Source organism: Grimontia kaedaensis (assembly GCF_023746615.1).
GTDB classification, from domain to species: Bacteria; Pseudomonadota; Gammaproteobacteria; order Enterobacterales; family Vibrionaceae; genus Enterovibrio; species Enterovibrio kaedaensis.
The window spans coordinates 1,333,817-1,350,900 of the sequence record NZ_CP082276.1 but is presented as its reverse complement, the minus strand read 5'-3'; the positions used below and the strand labels follow the sequence as shown (position 1 = coordinate 1,350,900).

The following is a 17,084-nucleotide window of genomic DNA, read 5'->3' as shown; positions in this document are numbered from 1 at the left end:
TAACTCTGTGCCCAAACTGACAGCATTTTTACTGGTGCCCGTTGGATCTGTAACGCCAAAAAGGCAAAAACACGGACGTCCGTGTTGCTTCCGGAACGTGTGGGAAACCGCTCGTTAGTGGCCTGAGGCAAATCTAATACACGGTGTTAATACCCAAAGGGGAGATTCATGGTTGATACCGAGCCTAGCCTGACTACAAGACGTCAGGACGCACTGCTAATTATTGAAGACGATCATGCGTCTCAACGGCAACTTAGCCAAATTCTGGAGGATATTACCTCCGTCGTTTCTGCTCCTACGCAAAGCGTGGCAACAGCGCTGAACCAAATGCTGACCTCAGTGGTTGTGATGGGCAGTAGCGACGCCATTGCGATTAATCTTATTAAAGACATCCATTCGTTTGCTCCCCGTACCAAAATACTGGTGGTAGTGAACAGCCAAAAAGATGCAGTCTTGGCGTTGAAAGTCGGTGCTACAGATGTGATAGAACGTCCTTTCAGTGATGAACTGCTCCGCATGATGGTGAAGCGAGCAAGGCATACAGCCAAGCTTGAGCACGAAGTGGAACGGTTAAAAGCGTTTGAGCGTCAACAACAATCTATTCTTGGTGGTAGCCCGCCAATGGTGCAAACCTTGCGCATGGTCGATCGTGTGGCCAACACCGAAGTGAATACTCTTATTTGCGGTGAAAGTGGTACAGGTAAAGCGCTGCTTGCACGTGCCATTCATGATCGCAGTCCACGCAGTGATCATCCTTTTATTACCGTTAACTGTGCGTCTATCCCTGAGGACCTGCTTGACAGCGAACTCTTTGGTGTTGAGAAGGGTAACTTCGATTCCCGTCAGGTGAAGATTGGCAAGATCGAAGCGGCACATGGCGGCACCTTATTTCTAGACGAAATCGGCGACATGTCACCTTCGATTCAGGCAAAAATCTTGCGCTTCTTGCAGGAGCGAATGGTTGATCGTATCGCGGGTCAGCGCTCTATTGCCGTTGACGTGAAAGTGGTGGCAGCGACACATCAGGATCTGAATCACCGATCTGGCGATCGCAAATTCCGTGAAGACCTGATCCACCAGTTAGGCGAAGTGACGATTACTATTCCACCGCTTCGTGAACGTGAAGACGACACACTATTGCTGGCAAAAACTTTCCTTTTGCAGTTCAACCAAAGTATGAACCGCAAGCTGGTGGGTTACACCGAAGATGCGGTAGAAGCGCTGATGTCTTATTCCTGGCCAGGCAACGTGCGTGAGCTCCAGAATAAGGTACAGTCAGCAGTGATCATGGCTGACGGCACACAAATCACTGCGGTAGATTTAGCGCTTACCAAAGAGCATCGTAAAGACAGCGGATTACCATTGAACTTACGTCAGGTTCGTGAAGAAGCTGAGCGTCATGCTGTTACCCGAGCTCTTGCTCGAGCAGAAGGCAATATGTCTCAAACGGCTAATCTTCTTGGTGTTTCGCGCCCGACGCTCTATACCCTCATAGAAAAGTACTCACTCCAGCGTTAATGCTGGATTGAGAGGAGTACGATGCCCCTGAACTGACGTGAGCAGGGGTATTTTTTGTCTCAATATTGCGACCTTTTGATAATTACCCACGAATACCGTGTGGGAAACAAGCATCAGCATATACAGTTAAATTGTCGCTGCTGTGATCAGTTGGGTTCGATGGCGCAAAGCGACTATACCCAAGCCATTTGAATACTGAATTTAGATGGCTTAGGTATACGTAGTGGAGCAGTAACGATGAGAATGACCGAGCTAATAGATAATAATCTGGTGCTGAAAGCAGATGTCGAAGTCTGCCTTGCAGATGGTTTCTCGTTGGATATTTGTAGCTACGAGTCTGGTGATCAAATGGTACTGTTCAGCCCAGCGAATGGCGACGTGATGGTGTGTGACAGCGCAACTAGCGTTTTCCTCTCGTTGCTTGAAAAAAACCTCCCTTTGGGCGCGGCACTATCAGCACTGTCTGTTTGTGAGCCCGATTATGCCCGAAACTTACTGCGTGAACTTGAGCGCATGGAAATAATTTCTCTGGCGGGAGTGCGCTGGAGTTAGTCATAGGTTGATATAACTGGCTGTATTCCCATAGTTAGTAAGGTATGCTGAATACAACCATTGACTGCTCTTGAACGGCTACTCTTGCAATACATTAAAATCACAGATGCTATCCGCGAACAAATTCAAAGCGGCCAGTTAGCTGCTGGTACCAAACTCCCTTCCGAAAGAAAACTGGCTGAAGCATTCAAAACCACACGCATAACTCTGCGGGAAGCGCTGTCCTTGCTAGAAGCAGATGGACTGATTTTTCGTGAGGATCGCCGAGGTTGGTTTATTTCCCAGCGTCCACTGATTGTGAACCTTTCTAAACCCTATGACTTTACCAATATCTCTGTTTCCCAAGGCAGAAAACCGTCGACAGAAGTTCTTTCCAGCGACAGTATGATGGCAAACAAAGAAAGCAGTGAGGCGTTATCCCTTCCACCTTTCTCTGATGTTTTTCGCTTTGAAAGGGTTCACAGTGTTGACGGACGCCCAGTCATGTATGCAGAGCATTACATCCGTGCAGAGCGTGTTCCAAACTTGTTGCAACATGGGTTAGAAGGTGATCTCTCTGAGCTTTACAATTCTCAGTGGCAGCTCCGTTTCACAAAGTCATGTTATCGATTAGTGTCGACGACGTTTGACAAGGATGTGGCGTTGGCGACTCGTTCAACAGCGGGATCTCCGGCCATGAAGATAACGAAGGTGAATCTCGATGAGTCTGGAGTTGCTCAGGAAGTGGTGTTTGAATATTGGCGTTGCACTGCGATAGAGCTGGAGATGGAAGCGGCGTTTAACCTCCGCTAATCCAGCCTTTCTTTTCTGCTTTCTCTTTTTCCATCGTCTGTTGGCGTTCAATCCGGTTAAGCTGTTTCTGCAGAGTGATACCATTAAAGGGTTTAATTACAAAACCATTTACACCATGCTGGAGCAGCTCTTTCACTTTGTTTTTATCTTGTTCGCAGGACACAATTAGCACGGGGGTGCGGGACAATTTCTCATTGCCGCGCACCTCTTGTAGCAGTTCACGACCGTCCATTTTGGGCATATTAAGATCGGTGATCAGCAAATCGTAAGCTGTTTTCTGCATCATCTGAAATGCCTGCCAGCCATTGGTAGCTTCTTCCAAATCAAGATAACCAATACTTCGAAGCAGATTTAACATTACGTGCCGCATGGAAGTCATGTCATCAACAACCAAAATTTTCATTGTCAGTCGCTGCCTTTATTCACAATACCCGACTGAATAATAGCCCACAATTTCTTGAATTTGCGACAAGGGTTGTATCTGAAAAGTTTACACAAAAATGACTCTCTCAGCGGTTTAGCTGAGATGGGGTAATTCTTGGGGTTGGCATTTCTTCTCCGTGCAGTACAGGCGTATTTTGCCTTGCGAGTTCGTACAATGCGCGGTAACGAATGCGGTGTTCATGGTGGTTATGCTTCTGCATGATGTAGTTGCGGGAGGCTTGGCCGAGCTTCAGACGTAAGCGACTGTCTGAAAACAGTGTAAGGAGCTGATACTGCATGAGTGGATCATTTTTGGCCACTTGCCAACGAAGGGGATGATCACCTTCACTTTGACCGGATTCTGAACGGTTGGTAACAACGGGCAACCCCATTGACATTGCTTGCAGCAAAGCGACTGGTGTTTGCGTCTCATTGCTGAGGCTGACAAGCGCATCTATATGGCTGTAAAAACGGTCGTTATCGGAAAGGTGGCTATACAACCTCACACTTTCTTCTGTAACACTGAAACTGTCCAGTACATTTCGGTAAGCACGAAGGTGAGGGCTGTTACCCAGTAACAGTATTAAGCACTCACGGGCGAATGCTGGTGACTGCTTTCTCGCCGCCATGTACTCATCTAAAAAAGACAAGACAGTCGATTTACTGAACCCAGAGACTGGAACACCCACTACAAAACGTTGTGTAGGGATTGGCACCGTACCAACAAAATGATTAGTGATGCTTGGGTCGACTTCACGAAGTGGCGGACAGTGATGACGGTTGTCGATGCCTGTGCGGATAAGGTGTGCCTTGCCGGGCTCCAGCCCCACTTTTTCTTCCAACCAAACTAATCCAGTATCCTCAGTAGTAACGACAAAGTCAGCGGAGTGGGAAAACAAGCGGTATTTCCATTGGCGTAAAGCGCGACCAAACCTATTCGGGCGATCAATACTGTCTGTGTGAATATGAAGCTTCACCGGAATATCGAGACGGTGCGCCAGCCATTGGAGTGGGAAAGTGGTATCGCCATAAGTTTGGCAAACATCCGGCTTCAGTGCTGAAAGGGCTTTGTGGCATTCACGAAGGCGGCGAATGAGTGATCCTTTCAGGGCTAGCTCCAGACAGCTAACCTGCCTAGGCAGCTTTACGGGTTGCACTTTGGATTTCTTCAGTACAACAAGTGTGTGCTCATAATGCGGTTGGGGAAACTGGCGAATGTTGGCAAAAACCAGATCATTCTGCGCGGTATCATTCAGCGAGCTGACGATATGGCAGATTTGTCTTGGTGGTATGACAGACCCCATAAGGAACCTCATGCACATGCAATTTATCGATGGCTAATGTTTGCATAGTTGGGAAATCTAGAGTTTCTAATTTAAGAGACAATCAATGAAAAAGAATGGTGAAAATGAAGAGGAGGCTCAGGGCTGAATCCTTCGGGCTGCATTTGTGGTGGCTTTCTCTTGCGTTATCGGCTTCTCATGTAAGCCAGTACACATCGAAGCCTCTGCTTTGTATATAGTCACTACAAACTGCTGCAAAAACCATCACAAAAGATCAACTACTCCTTGGAACATGTTGATAGGAAAAAAAGGGCACTGAGGCTGTCCTGGCTGTATCGACTTTTTGTGCTAGACCACTTCTTCAGTCGACGCATTGTAGCGTTTGAGCTCTGCGCGATTTCGCCCTGCACGTTTAGCCTTGTAGAGACACTGGTCAGCAGATTCCAACAATTGGTTTGGCTGGGTGTCAGGCGTCGGCTTACAGATGATGCCGCCGATACTAATAGTGATAATGCCACTGTTTGCGCTACCCTGATGGGGAATGCATAAGTCGCGAATTGTCTGGCAAAGCTCCCACGCCACGTGCTGAGCGGAATCTTCATCACTTTTTGGTAATAGCATCGCAAACTCTTCACCACCAAATCTTGCCAATGGTGCGTGGTATTCCTTCGCTACTTTGTCCATAGCGCGTGCAACAAAGCTCAGCACTTTATCACCTTGAAGGTGGCCGTAGATATCGTTGTAGGCTTTGAAGTGGTCAATATCGATCATCAGGATGGTGACCGAGGCATTTTCATCCTCCGCATCGTATAGCGCAGTACTGAACAGTCGACTAAATGGACGTCGGTTAAGCAGTCTTGTCAGCTCATCGGTTTCCGCTTCCAAACGCAACCTTTCGTTCGCCATGATGAGCTCTTCCTGCAGCTCGGTCATCGCCAAATGATCACGCTCACGGATCGTCAATTCACTCAGCATGGTGGCAAAACGTTTCAACAGCAGGCTTTTGTTTTCGTTCCACCGCATTGAACGGTGATTAGTGGTTGTTGCAACCAGGCCAAAGCTCTTGCGGCCATCAGTCAGGGGGAACATAGAAAGGCTGTGAACGCCCAAGTGCTCAAGGAAATCACGCTCCGCAATAGCGTTTTCATCAATATTGTTAATATCCACAGTCGCAACTTCATGCGCTTCCATCAGCCAACGTTTTACTTTGTAGTTATCGCTGAAATCAATGGAGGGTTCGTGACTGTCGACGGGGTAAGACGCGCGATAGGAAACTCTTTCTTGATCGATGGAAAGCCAGAACACATGGTCTGATTCAAACAGCTTTGCCAGTGTTGGCATGCAGATACGTACATCATGCTCCACATTGGTTTTGTGGCCCTTGAGCAAACGAAGGGAAAGATCAGCGAGCAGTTTGTTAGCTAGATTTTGCCACTCTAATTCCTGCGCACGTACCGATACCTCTTCCGCCAGCAAGGACTTATGTTGTTTAAGCGTGCGCTCTTTCAGCTTGTTATGCACGAAGTCGCCACGTATACGCATATAAAGCTCTTGGATAGAACGCGCCACCTGACCGAGTTCGTCTTCGCTGCTGGTCAATTTTTCAGGAATTGCAAACTTGTTCACTCGGTTGAGATCGATGCGGTCAACGCTTTCAACCAGCGCGCGGATTCGGCGGGTAAAAGTACGGCGGACGATAACAATCAGCAGGAAAGCCACCAACATGGCTTCGAAAATATAGATAAGTGCAGAGGGTGTGGCGCTCTGGAAGGCATCGTCTTTGATTGCGTCATAATCCAGGTAGATTTCCAAATCGCCAATGTCTTTGCCCTGATAAAACAAATCGTGGTGCATGAAATGTTCATCAGTTTTGCTGCGTGAGGCATTGTCAGCCCAGTATTGTTGGCCGTCATCACCGATGAGGTACACATTGCTGACATAAGGCATATCAGCCAGTTGCTGTATTTGGCGAACAAGCAGTGTCAGGTCATCTTGCTTGAGGGAATAACTGATAGTGCTGATTGTACTCTTAACGCGCTTTTCGAGAGATTTGGTCGTCCAATCTACAGTGTGGCTGTAGGTAATGCCGAGCTGAACAGTCACTGAGACTAAAGCAAACACAAGGCTAACGCCAAGGACGATGGCGGAAAGCTTGGATTGGATGCTCTGACGTGATTTGGAAAGACTTTTTAGCATTTAAGGCTCTTATCGGGTTCGACGGCTCTTATTATGTAAGACGGCATTCTCGATTTGGATGCGTCTTAGCATATATGACACAGAATATGACGGTATGTTCAAGGATAGTGGCAGAACATGTCATGATTTTGTTAAACAAAAGCAAAATGCGATTGTGGTCTCTCGTCAAAAACTGTGACGGTACGCGCTGTGCAGGAGAAAAATACAGTATTCTGGCCTGACGAACATGCTTGATAGAAGAGACAGCTTCCGGGTCAGTTGCTACAAATCTGGGTGAAAAATTATAAATAACAATTTGATCCAGACTGTCTCTTACTCTCAATCATCTTTGGGTCACTGTGCTTTTCATTCCCCGTACTGGAGTCGGTTTTATTCATCAATAAACCTGTCACTTAGTGTGTATTTTACAGGAAATTAGACTCAAAAATAGCACAATGACTAAGCGGTTGGCGTTATTGGAAGCTGTTTGGATATAAAACAGCCAAATAAACAGAGTATGTAGCTAGTAGGTGAGGTGAAGATATTTTTCATTGTGTTTGATTGTTTCCATTGATGAATAGCGAGATGCCCAAGGTGGGATTCCAGCATTGGCTATTTTTGTTTGGTCACGCAAACTCGGTGACTACCAACATTGGTCTGCTGGCCCATATCTAAACAAGCATCGAGATAGGTAAATTTCTGATACTCAACACCGAATATAAAAGCACCAATTACCATCACAACGACGATTATCCATCGGAAAATCTTCAATTTCATGTAAACTGCCCGCCCCCTGTAAGCACAAGAAATGCTACCGACTAAAAAGCGTAGTTTAGGTCATGAGGTTGTGTTGCATTAATCCTGCTTATAGTCAGAACAATATTCTGAATAACGGAGATGAGGCAGTATTAGCGAGTTTTTGCTTAGACCTATTTTCCAAAAAAGAAAAACAAAAACAGTAATTTATTTCGCTTTTCGCTGTGGCGACTATGAAATCAGCTTCTATACTCAAAACTGTATGTGCCTGAAGCCACTGTGCTTTGAGGTACAACGGGTTTTCACATGGAATAAGAGAAATCACATTGAAAACGACAAAACGAATCCGCAAGCTTTTCCCTTTGGACTTCTATGGCGAAGATAGAGGTTGGCGGTTTGTTATCAGAGCATACAATGCCGCAGAAGTTTTCGATGCGCTAATGTGGCGTTCCTACCTTTCTGTCCGTCGACAGGACTTCAATTTGCTGCATCTTGCCATTGAAACCTTCCAATATGTTAATGACTACTCTGAAGGCCGTATCGCTGAAGTGGCTGGATCTCATGGTGCGCTGATGCGCGTAAAAATGTTGGGGCCAGTAGTAGAAGTCAGTGCACTGAATCAGGCTCATCACGACAAGAAATTGCTGCAAGAGAACTTTTCTTCAGTCGCTTAGAGCTAGCTGTCCTTGTATAGAAAAAGCCGGGTGTTTATCCCGGCTTTTTTTGTGTTCAGCATTCTTAAACTTTGACGAAAGCGCAAGAAAGAAGTAGACGCTGAATAGTATATCCTTACAAAATAAAGTGTTAATAATGCTGACAGCTCTTCTAACGCTTACTCGCATCGCATGTTTTAATATCTAATTCGTAACGAAATGTTTCCAAGAGTAACAAAGCAACAACTTTTTAACGCATTATTTTATCGCTAAGTGATGGAAATATAGCCACATTGATTCAAGTAACCTACTGATTAGTCGATTTTATGTTACATGATTGTAATATTTTTAGATTTCGCGCTTTACCAGTAAGTATGGGAAAATGGCCGCATCTGAGCAAAACGTGCTCAATCTTTCATTAACCTTGCTTATTGGAGTAGAAATGGCCTTTTTTGCGGTTATTTTTCTTTCAGTTGTTGGTGGTATCCTCGCGGGCGATCACTTCCATTCTTTTATGGTGGGCTTCTCGCTGGCAACGGTAGCTGTTGGGTGTTGTTATTGGCTGAGTTTCCGTCACACCAAATACCCTCAACTGGCTCTCCTGTTACTGATTTCAGGTTTTGCGGTTAAGCTGGGTATCACGGTGTTTGGGGTGATGTGGAGCCTGGAGCGTGAGCTGATTACCTCACCGTTCGTTTTCGCACTGTCTTACCTGTTCTTCTCTTTGGTAGCGACCTACGGTTACTTCAAGTACAGAGAGTTTTGGAACAAAAGAATGGAAGCAGTGAAAGCGAAACTGCAGACGACCTAACCAATAACAGATCAAACAAAAGGCAGCTTCGGCTGCCTTTTTCATTTTATGGTCTAAAAACCATTAATTGAGGATGGAATTGAATAGCGCTACCAATTCACAAATCAATCATGCAAGGCACTGTAACCAGTAATACTGTCTAAACTAAAAGACAGATGACTTTCTAGTTAGGCAAACTGCCTTATGACATTCCGGAAGTTGAACATTATATTGGTCGTGCTGGCGCTCTCCGTCGGTGCGATTTCGGTGTTTCATAATGTTCACCAAGCAGAGTATGTTCGCGAGATGAACGAGTCTTGGAATCAAGCGTCTGTTGAAACGATGCAGATTGCGCTCGACCTTTCTGCCCTTGAGCGATCTTTTGGCTATGTCGGTTTCATCCACCATCTTAAAAACTATGTACTACGTCGTGATGATACCTACTACTTCGACGCGACAGAGAGCTATTGGCAAACAGTGGATGCGCTGCGACGCTTGATGATGTCTGAACTCCCGGAACGCGACCGCATGGATTTGCTTGTTGTCCAAAGAACCCTGAATGCCTACTTTCGTAAACTCAACGATCTCTACCTGAACCGTGCCGATCTTTCCGCCGTGGATGCTGATAGATATGTGGCAGTGGATGACACGAAAGCCCGGGAGGCTTTGGTCAGGCTGCGAGAAGATCTTATCCCAAACCTTCAAAACCAGTATTACCAGACAGCTGCGAGTAATCAGGACAATGCTTTTTGGATATTACTGAGTAGTACTCATCCTTTGCTGATCATCCTTGCGTTCGCTTTCTCTATTTCTGTGATCAGCCGAAAAGTACTGATGCGTGCAAAAGAGATAGATACGATTTTTAATTCCTCTCCAGATGCGTTTATCTATTCGAATTCGAATGGGCAGATCCTCAGAACGAACAAAATGGCGACAAAGATTTTTGGTTACAGTGAGGAAGAGCTGCGGGAAATGAGAATCGAAGATCTGGTGGATTCCGCTCTCCGAGATAGCCATAGAAAGCTTCGGGAAAAGTTTGTCAGTGAAAAAGGAAGCCGGGTGATGGGGGCCGGTAACTCCAAGATCATGGGTTTAACTAAGACAGGGGTTCATGTTCCTCTCAATGTGTCTATCTCCTCATTTAGCTTAGGTCGACATAAGGGCATCATCGCGACCGCCCGTGACATGACCACCATGAATAAGCTCCAGCTTGATACCACTCATGACGCGCTAACCGGGGTGTTTAATCGGCGCCACATTGAAGTTCGGCTAGATGATGAGGTGAAGCGGGCAAAACGCTATGGCAGGGGGTTATCTGTCTTCATTGTGGATTTAGACAACTTCAAAGGGCTCAACGATTCTGAAGGGCATCTCGCGGGAGATAGAGGATTGACCGTAGCCGCTGAACACCTTCGTTTGCAGTTGAGAAAGCACGATCACGTCGGCCGCTGGGGCGGCGATGAGTTTTTAGTCGTTTGTCCTGAAATTAATCAGGAGGATGCCACAGAGATTGCTGACCGTATTCGGCGGCGGTTCGAAGACCTTGATTTTCCTTGGCACTGTAAACTGACCATGAGCATCGGTATTGCTACGCTACAGCCAAACTCTGCGACGGTAACGACGCAAAACCTTTTCGACGAGGCAGATCAAGCGCTATATGTCGCCAAGGAAAGAGGGCGAAACCGTGTTGAGCACTTCGCAGAGCTTCAGCGTCCGAAATGCATCAAATAGAAAGAGGGCTTTCAATCCCGGTTAATAGTTTGGTCGGGAGGCGATATCGATTTCCCATCATCTTTAAAAAACGGGGTTGGGACATGCCTGCCTTTGATTTTGTTTTTCAGCATAAAGCCGACCACCGCAACGAGTGACTTCATGGAAAACTTAGGGTGAGGTTTTGTTGGTGGTGTTCCTTTTGCAAAAGAGCCCATGACATAACATTTCACTTGTCCTAGTGCTTCTTCCTTTTTTGCGCCATGAATAGCGGCTGTAGGAATACCGACGAAAGGGTGTTTACGACTGATGGTGTTGGCAATCGGCGTTTGGCAACAAGCGGTATAAAAGCGGTAGATACCGCCTGGGGTCATTCGAACACACCGAAGCTGTTCAGCACCTTTATCAATCACAACATCGGCAGGAGCAAGCTGAAAAATGTCTGTGCCACCCCATTCATCCAACCACTTTTCTTCGTTCCCCACATGTTTGGCAAACCCTTGACAGTCATCACAATAGCAAACCATATGGTTGCCCGATTGAGGTGACACTCGCTTTAGCGTTCCTTCTAGCTCGCCACATTCGCAGCGCAGGGTGAGATCTGTCATAAGAGCCCCTTTTCAATATTTATTTTGTTTAAGCATTATCTAAATCATTGTGAGTCTGATATTTGTTTGAAAGGCAAATGAGCCAGTGCATCCTCATAGTAACCCTGAATTAGTCCGTGCTCTCGTTGCAGATAATCTTCGATTGCTTGATGGAAGCCTTGGTGACGCAAATGATGAAGCGAGTGGGTGATGACTGGCTCAAACCCTCTAAGCAGCTTGTGTTCGCCTTGTGCCCCTGCATCAAAACGGGAGATTCTATTGGCAATGCAGTATTCGATGCCCTGGTAATAGCAAAGTTCAAAGTGAAGGTTCTCAAACTCTGCCAAGCAGCCCCAGTAACGCCCATACAAGGTTTCTTCAGAGCGAAAATACAATGAGCCAGCAACACGTTCTCCGTCAACGAAACCAAACACCAATACCAAAGCGTCGGGTATTGCAAACACGAGCTGTTCGAAGAAGTCCTGGTTCAGGTAGCCAGTGTGGCCCGAGCGTTTGAGATAAGTGCGTTGGTAGAATTGATAGAACCGACTCAGCTGTTCTGCTGTCACCTCATGTCCTTCAACAACTTCGACTGAGACGCCTTGAGCGACAATGCTTTTGCGCTCTTTTCGGATATTCTTGCGTTTGCGGGAAGTGAGGGTATCCAGAAAGTCATCAAATGTTCTGTAGTCGCGGTTAAACCAATGAAACTGAACGGCGCGTCTTTCCAAGAAACCTATAGGCTGACTTTCTTCAATCAAAGTTTTTGGCGGGAAAAGAATGTGAATACCCGAACATTCGAGTTTTTCGGCGAGTGAATGCATGGCCCCCATTAGGTATCGGCGAATTTCTAAGTCATCTTCGCTCTTTGACACTAAAAGGCGCGGGCCTGATGCTGGAGTAAACGGCACAGCACAAATAACCTTAGGGTAGTATTCCAAGCCCGCATCTTCATAAGCTTCTGCCCACGACCAGTCAAAGACATACTCTCCATAAGGGTGAGTTTTGAGGTAGCAAGGTGCCGCACCTATCAGTTCATCGTCGCGGAAAACACCAATATATTGGGCGTACCAGCCGCTTTTTCCACTAATTGTTTGGCTGGTTTCGAACGTTTTTAGAAAGGCATAGCGAAGAAAAGGATAATCGTCAGCGAGCAGCGTATCCCAGGCTTTTTCACCGAACTCTTCAATGTGGGCTACAACCCGGCATTCCAATGTCATGGATTCTCTTACTTCCCTTGTTGTCTGGTGATTAATAGTGACTGACACCAATGAAAGATCAACCCACACACATTAGGTGATTACGCCTTACACACAGACATAGTCTTTATTCACTATGGACGATCTAGATCACGGAGATTAATTCCACGCTGTTCGTTAAATGCAATCAGATATTCTAAATGCGGAAAGTGGCGAGATTTAATACTGGCATATCAAACTTTATTTGGTTTTTGCTATTGATGAAATGTATTTGGGTGGCATAAGATTCTTTTAACAATCTAGTAACAGATTGGGTTTTGTCAGACCAATCCACAAGGAATGAGATATGCAAAACAAGTTTCTGATTGAAGCCTTCCAAACCCCGGAGAATGTTGCTTCGACCTTGCTCCCTTACTTCAGTGAGCTACCCAAAGATCCCTATGTCGATAGCGATGTCCGTTTCCGAAGCTATGCCCGTTTTTCGCTCTCAGACAAAGGCGATATTGTCCGTTTACCCCATGCGCCGTTCATGCAGTCATCTGAGGTAAACCGGGTAGTGGGTGATATTGAACGCCACTTTGAACCTATGTCTGACGAAATGATAGACCTGGCCGAGTTCCAGCACTTGCTGAAGTCCTTTGCCAGTGCCACTGGGCTTGAACACTCTGGCGCTAACATCGACGTGCATCAGATCCGCGTGACCTGTTCGGCAAGCGATACCAGCGCGCCAGCGCCGGAGGGTATTCATCAGGATGGCTTCCGCTTTGTAGGCATTTTCTGTGTGCAGCGTAAGAACATTGCTGGTGGTTTCACTCAGATTTTCTCATCACCTGTGGATCAACACCCACATCTGAATACTGTGCTGGAGCCAAACCAATTCATCATTCTGGATGACCAGCGTTACTATCACCATATCTCAGAAACACTGTCGAGTAACCGAGGCGAGGAGGGAGTGCGCGATGTCTTCGTATTCACCGCTTAACCGTAACAATATCGATGCATTAAGAGCCCAATTCCCTGCGTTGCAGCGAGAAGTCAAAGGCGTTACTCCGGTTTACCTTGATGGTCCCGGTGGCACACAAATGCCAGATTCCGTTATTGATGCGTTCAGCGCGTACCTGAAAGGCGGCAACTCAAACCTTGGCGGGAAATTCCAGGTCAGCCAGGAAACAGTCGACTTAGTGACCAAAGCCCGTGAAAGTGCCGCAGCACTATTAGGCTCTGAACCCAATGAAGTCTTTTTCGGGGCGAACATGACGTCAGTGACGTTCAGCTTTAGCCGCGCATTGAGCCAGCAATGGGAGGAAGGCGATGAAGTGATCGTGTCTGTCGCGGATCATGGTGCTAACCGATCAAGCTGGATCATGGCCGCCCAAGATCGTGGTGTGACGGTTCACCATCTGCCGATCAAAGATCACTCCGGAACACTGGATTTAAATACGCTTGAGACCCTACTCAGCGAGAAAACCAAACTGGTGGCTGTTACGGCAGCGAGCAATATTACGGGCACCATCACTGACCTAGAAGCTGTGATTGCAAAAAGTCATGCTGTGGGTGCAAAAGTATTTGTTGATGCCGTGCATTTGCTTCCTCACCAACTGGTGGATGTGAAAGCGTTGGATGTTGATTTCCTCGCGGGGTCTGCCTACAAGTTTTATGGGCCTCACCTTGGCTTTCTTTACGGAAAGTTCGACATGCTTTCGGCTGTGACGCCTTACAAAGTGGAGCCAGCTCCAAGCTTTGCCCCTAATTGCTTTGAAACCGGTACGTTGAATTTCGAAGCGTTAAGCGCCTTCGTCGCTTCGGTAGAGTATTTAGCCTCATTGGGTGATGGCGATACGCTTCGTAGTCAGTTGGCAGATGGCTACAATAACCTCCATCAATACGAGTCCGCACTTTCGGCTTATTTCCATGAGAAACTTCAGAACGTCGACAGTGCAGAACTCTTTGGCCTTGATGGAGTGGAAGGACGAACAGCGACGTTTGCACTTCGCTTCGGCGACCGTGATCCCATGGAGATTGCAGAAGTTCTGGGTAAGCAGCAAATCTATGTCTGGAGTGGCCACCTGTACGCAGACAAATTGACCGATGCGTTTGGAGTGACAGAGAAAGGCGGCATCCTCCGCGTGGGGCTGATGCACTACAACACCTTCGAGGAAATTGATCGTTTCTTTGAGGCGTTGAAAAGCATCCTGTAGTAGGAACAGAAAGGCCACCACTAGGGTGGCCTTTACGTATTTTCGTCTGTCAGAAGTTAGGCGACCAGCGTATAGGTGATCACGTAGAAATCTTCATCGTTTGGGTAGATTTTGCGTATCAACGGCTTTAATTCTTCCAGCGGAATGAATTCCTGAGCAGCGTGCTCTTCGTTGATGTCATCAAAACCAATTTTTTCTACTGACACGATATCAATCTGGCAGACGTATTCGTCCTTCTCCAGCGTGTGAACATCGACGCGCGTTCCCGGCACATAGTGACTTTCTGATTCATCGCGAATAGTGATGGTTTTCTTTCCTGATGCGACAAGCGGCGTCAGCCATTCAAAGAAAGTGATTTTAGTTGGTGCCTGATTCACAGTCATACCTGCATTTAGCTGATAACAGAGCGCGAGTATATTCGCGTTTTTGCATCTCACAAAGAAAACATTGAGTCACGCTATACCCGACAATACTTGGGACTCATCCACAAAGAAGGACACCATGATGAATCCTAAATTGATGGCGGCTTTTTCTCTGTTTGCAGCGATAAGTGCATCTGCCATGACGCTGACAAGCCCGCAGGTCACAGAAGGAGAGTCACTCAAGAAAGGTCAGATCTTTAATGGCTGGGGCTGCAAGGGAAACAATCATTCTCCAGAGTTGAAATGGGTCGACCCGCCGGAAGGCACCAAAAGCTATGCGGTGACTATGTACGACCCGGATGCACCAACTGGTAGCGGCTGGTGGCACTGGGTGATGATAAACATCCCTGCCGATGTGCAATATCTAAAACTTAATGCCGGAGAAGAGGGCGGAAATCACATGCCAAAAGGCGCGCAAATGCAGCGCAACGATTTTGGCGTTGTCGGTTTTGGTGGGGCATGTCCTCCACCCAAAGCTTCCAAGCATAACTACGAGATTACTGTCTTTGCGTTAGATGTGGAGAAACTGGATGTACCCGCCGAAGGCTCTCCAGCATTGGCTGGATATAACATCCTTCAACACCGAATTGGAGAAGCACAATTAATTGCACCAACGAATGCCAGAGACTGAAAAGAGGGTAACGAGAGAAAACACGAGACGATGAGGATTGGCACTTGATGCAGGAACCAAGTGCCAATGTAAGTCGATCAGAAGTTCGCCAAGAAGAAAGGAATCATCAGTGGGTTAACCAAATCGATAAAGAAAGCGCATACCAAAGGCACAATAATGAATGCCAAATGCGAGTTACCGTAGCGCTGAGATACGGCTGACATGTTCGCCATTGCGGTTGGTGTGGAACCCAACGAGATACCACCAAAGCCACTACAAATTACTGCGGCATCAAAATTCTTACCCATGGCTGGGAACACCACATAAATATTGATCAATACCGCAACGAGGAATTGGGCGGCAAGAATGGTAAATATCGGGCCTGCTAAATCGATGAGCGTCCAAAGTTGCATGCTCATCAGAGACATCGCGAGAAACGTACCGAGTGAAATGTCTGCCAGTAAAGCAACGGCAGGCTTGCGCGATGGCCATTGCGTGCCTGTGAGTCTCGGGAAAGACTTGGGAACGAGATTGGTCATGATGATGCCTGCAAACAAACAACTGACAAACAGCGGCAGTTGCAGACCAAGCTCCGATATCCCTTAATTGATAGCAAAGCCCAGAATGATACAGATATGAATCGCCAGAACGGCATCCAGGAAATCGAAGCTGTTGATTTGCTTTGGCGCTTGGTTTGCTTCTGAGCCGATATCTAAAGGTTCAACTGTTTGCGGTTTTAGCTGGTGCTTTTGAATGAGGAATTTGGCGATGGGGCCACCCATTGAGCTGGCGAGGATAAGCCCAAAGGTGGCGCTGGCGATACCGATTTCCATCGCATTGGAAATACCGTATTCCTCAGTAATTCTTGGTGACCAAGCGATCGCTGTGCCATGTCCGCCAATCAGGGAAACGCTGCCGCCTAACAAACCAACAGGGGATTCAAGACCAAACAACCCTGCAACAGTGATCCCTGTCAGATTCTGCACCACCATATAGCCTATCGTGATGAGCAGGAGAACCACCAGAGGTCGTCCGCCTTTCATCAAATCTCCAAGGCTAGAGTTGATGCCGATAGTGGTAAAGAAATAGACCAGCAATATGTCCCTTGCGACGAGATTGAAGGAGATTTCGATACTTGTGAAGGCATAAAAAAGTGAAAACAACACTGAGAACAGAATGCCGCCAGTAACAGGTTCAGAAATGCTGAACTCTTTTAATACAGGAACAGCTTGGTTCAGTCTCCGTCCGATAAACAGAACCAAAATGCCGAGTGTTACGGCGAAAAAAGAGCTTACCTGAATCAGGTTTTGTTCAAGCAGGAATTCCACGTTATTTCACCCATCAGTTGTTTTTAGCGTCGTGCGAGGCTAGCTAAACATAGGGTTATGACAAGGAACAGTCGTGATGGGGTTGTAA

The 17,084-nt window shown here is 46.8% G+C and carries 15 protein-coding genes and 1 pseudogene; 9 read left to right on the top strand and 7 right to left on the bottom strand.

Annotated elements, in window-relative coordinates; all coding sequences use genetic code 11:
* Positions 1 to 168 precede the first annotated feature (168 nt).
* The 3 genes from K6Q96_RS23030 (at position 169) to K6Q96_RS23020 (ending at position 2,862) form a co-directional block, all read left to right on the top strand.
* On the top strand, positions 169 to 1,518 hold the full coding sequence (locus K6Q96_RS23030; protein ID WP_251880487.1) for a sigma 54-interacting transcriptional regulator: 1,350 nt from the start codon (positions 169 to 171) through the stop codon (positions 1,516 to 1,518).
* 237 nt (positions 1,519 to 1,755) lie between these two features.
* On the top strand, positions 1,756 to 2,070 hold the full coding sequence (locus K6Q96_RS23025) for a hypothetical protein (RefSeq protein ID WP_251880485.1): 315 nt from the start codon (positions 1,756 to 1,758) through the stop codon (positions 2,068 to 2,070).
* Between the two features lie 84 nt (positions 2,071 to 2,154).
* Positions 2,155 to 2,862 carry a UTRA domain-containing protein gene (locus tag K6Q96_RS23020; RefSeq protein ID WP_251880483.1) on the top strand — a complete coding sequence of 236 codons (708 nt, stop codon included), beginning with the start codon at positions 2,155 to 2,157 and terminating at the stop codon, positions 2,860 to 2,862.
* On the opposite strand, the gene K6Q96_RS23015 is transcribed toward K6Q96_RS23020, so the two are convergent.
* From K6Q96_RS23015 to K6Q96_RS23005, 3 genes are all read right to left on the bottom strand, one after another.
* A complete protein-coding gene (locus K6Q96_RS23015) occupies positions 2,849 to 3,265 on the bottom strand; it encodes a response regulator (protein WP_251880482.1) in 417 nt (138 codons plus the stop codon). The two genes, K6Q96_RS23020 and K6Q96_RS23015, sit on opposite strands and share 14 nt — an antisense overlap.
* Positions 3,266 to 3,371: 106 nt before the next feature.
* Positions 3,372 to 4,589, bottom strand: a complete 1,218-nt coding sequence (locus K6Q96_RS23010) for a glycosyltransferase (RefSeq protein ID WP_251880480.1) — start codon at positions 4,587 to 4,589, stop codon at positions 3,372 to 3,374.
* Positions 4,590 to 4,916: 327 nt separating this feature from the next.
* Positions 4,917 to 6,764: a sensor domain-containing diguanylate cyclase gene (locus K6Q96_RS23005; protein WP_251880478.1), complete on the bottom strand. Its 1,848-nt coding sequence runs from the start codon at positions 6,762 to 6,764 to the stop codon at positions 4,917 to 4,919.
* A gap of 1,061 nt (positions 6,765 to 7,825) precedes the next feature.
* Between K6Q96_RS23005 and K6Q96_RS23000 the strand changes: the two genes are divergently transcribed.
* The 3 genes from K6Q96_RS23000 to K6Q96_RS22990 all read left to right on the top strand — a co-directional run bounded on the left by K6Q96_RS23000 (position 7,826) and on the right by K6Q96_RS22990 (position 10,673).
* Positions 7,826 to 8,173 carry a hypothetical protein gene (locus K6Q96_RS23000; protein WP_251880476.1) on the top strand — a complete coding sequence of 116 codons (348 nt, stop codon included), beginning with the start codon at positions 7,826 to 7,828 and terminating at the stop codon, positions 8,171 to 8,173.
* Positions 8,174 to 8,594: 421 nt separating this feature from the next.
* Positions 8,595 to 8,963: an NADH:ubiquinone oxidoreductase gene (locus K6Q96_RS22995; RefSeq protein WP_251880474.1), complete on the top strand. Its 369-nt coding sequence runs from the start codon at positions 8,595 to 8,597 to the stop codon at positions 8,961 to 8,963.
* Between the two features lie 183 nt (positions 8,964 to 9,146).
* On the top strand, positions 9,147 to 10,673 hold the full coding sequence (locus K6Q96_RS22990) for a GGDEF domain-containing protein (RefSeq protein WP_251880472.1): 1,527 nt from the start codon (positions 9,147 to 9,149) through the stop codon (positions 10,671 to 10,673).
* Between the two features lie 11 nt (positions 10,674 to 10,684).
* Here the strand turns inward: K6Q96_RS22990 and K6Q96_RS22985 are convergent, their stop codons facing one another.
* Positions 10,685 to 11,260 (bottom strand): DUF6151 family protein, encoded by a 576-nt coding sequence (locus K6Q96_RS22985; RefSeq protein ID WP_251880470.1) that lies wholly within the window; start codon positions 11,258 to 11,260, stop codon positions 10,685 to 10,687.
* Between the two features lie 44 nt (positions 11,261 to 11,304).
* A complete protein-coding gene (locus K6Q96_RS22980) occupies positions 11,305 to 12,459 on the bottom strand; it encodes a GNAT family N-acetyltransferase (RefSeq protein ID WP_251880468.1) in 1,155 nt (384 codons plus the stop codon).
* A gap of 325 nt (positions 12,460 to 12,784) precedes the next feature.
* Here K6Q96_RS22980 and K6Q96_RS22975 point away from each other — a divergent pair, with 325 nt between their 5' ends.
* Together K6Q96_RS22975 and K6Q96_RS22970 are read left to right on the top strand one after the other, a co-directional pair.
* On the top strand, positions 12,785 to 13,420 hold the full coding sequence (locus K6Q96_RS22975) for a 2OG-Fe dioxygenase family protein (RefSeq protein WP_251880466.1): 636 nt from the start codon (positions 12,785 to 12,787) through the stop codon (positions 13,418 to 13,420).
* Positions 13,398 to 14,636, top strand: coding sequence for a cysteine desulfurase-like protein (locus K6Q96_RS22970; RefSeq protein ID WP_251880464.1), 1,239 nt, complete (start codon positions 13,398 to 13,400; stop codon positions 14,634 to 14,636). The genes K6Q96_RS22975 and K6Q96_RS22970 overlap by 23 nt, the downstream gene beginning before the upstream one ends.
* Positions 14,637 to 14,692: 56 nt before the next feature.
* On the opposite strand, the gene yqfB is transcribed toward K6Q96_RS22970, so the two are convergent.
* Complete coding sequence (gene yqfB / locus K6Q96_RS22965; RefSeq protein ID WP_251880462.1) at positions 14,693 to 15,013, bottom strand: N(4)-acetylcytidine aminohydrolase; 321 nt, start codon at positions 15,011 to 15,013, stop codon at positions 14,693 to 14,695.
* A 127-nt stretch (positions 15,014 to 15,140) separates the two neighbouring features.
* Here yqfB and K6Q96_RS22960 point away from each other — a divergent pair, with 127 nt between their 5' ends.
* On the top strand, positions 15,141 to 15,689 hold the full coding sequence (locus K6Q96_RS22960; protein ID WP_251882380.1) for a YbhB/YbcL family Raf kinase inhibitor-like protein: 549 nt from the start codon (positions 15,141 to 15,143) through the stop codon (positions 15,687 to 15,689).
* Between the two features lie 77 nt (positions 15,690 to 15,766).
* On the opposite strand, the pseudogene gltS reads toward K6Q96_RS22960, so the two are convergent.
* A pseudogene (gene gltS / locus K6Q96_RS22955) lies at positions 15,767 to 16,996 on the bottom strand (sodium/glutamate symporter).
* Positions 16,997 to 17,084 lie beyond the last annotated feature (88 nt).

Bases quoted from the DNA above. Each gene is read 5' to 3' on its own strand.
- K6Q96_RS22980 (WP_251880468.1), bottom strand. From the start codon at position 12,459: ATGACATTGGAATGCCGGGTTGTAGCCCACATTGAAGAGTTCGGTGAA.
- K6Q96_RS23030 (WP_251880487.1), top strand. From the start codon at position 169: ATGGTTGATACCGAGCCTAGCCTGACTACAAGACGTCAGGACGCACTG.
- K6Q96_RS23015 (WP_251880482.1), bottom strand. From the start codon at position 3,265: ATGAAAATTTTGGTTGTTGATGACATGACTTCCATGCGGCACGTAATG.
- K6Q96_RS22995 (WP_251880474.1), top strand. From the start codon at position 8,595: ATGGCCTTTTTTGCGGTTATTTTTCTTTCAGTTGTTGGTGGTATCCTC.
- K6Q96_RS22990 (WP_251880472.1), top strand. From the start codon at position 9,147: ATGACATTCCGGAAGTTGAACATTATATTGGTCGTGCTGGCGCTCTCC.
- K6Q96_RS23010 (WP_251880480.1), bottom strand. From the start codon at position 4,589: ATGGGGTCTGTCATACCACCAAGACAAATCTGCCATATCGTCAGCTCG.
- K6Q96_RS23025 (WP_251880485.1), top strand. From the start codon at position 1,756: ATGAGAATGACCGAGCTAATAGATAATAATCTGGTGCTGAAAGCAGAT.
- K6Q96_RS22985 (WP_251880470.1), bottom strand. From the start codon at position 11,260: ATGACAGATCTCACCCTGCGCTGCGAATGTGGCGAGCTAGAAGGAACG.
- K6Q96_RS22960 (WP_251882380.1), top strand. From the start codon at position 15,141: ATGAATCCTAAATTGATGGCGGCTTTTTCTCTGTTTGCAGCGATAAGT.
- K6Q96_RS22970 (WP_251880464.1), top strand. From the start codon at position 13,398: ATGTCTTCGTATTCACCGCTTAACCGTAACAATATCGATGCATTAAGA.
- K6Q96_RS22975 (WP_251880466.1), top strand. From the start codon at position 12,785: ATGCAAAACAAGTTTCTGATTGAAGCCTTCCAAACCCCGGAGAATGTT.
- K6Q96_RS23005 (WP_251880478.1), bottom strand. From the start codon at position 6,764: ATGCTAAAAAGTCTTTCCAAATCACGTCAGAGCATCCAATCCAAGCTT.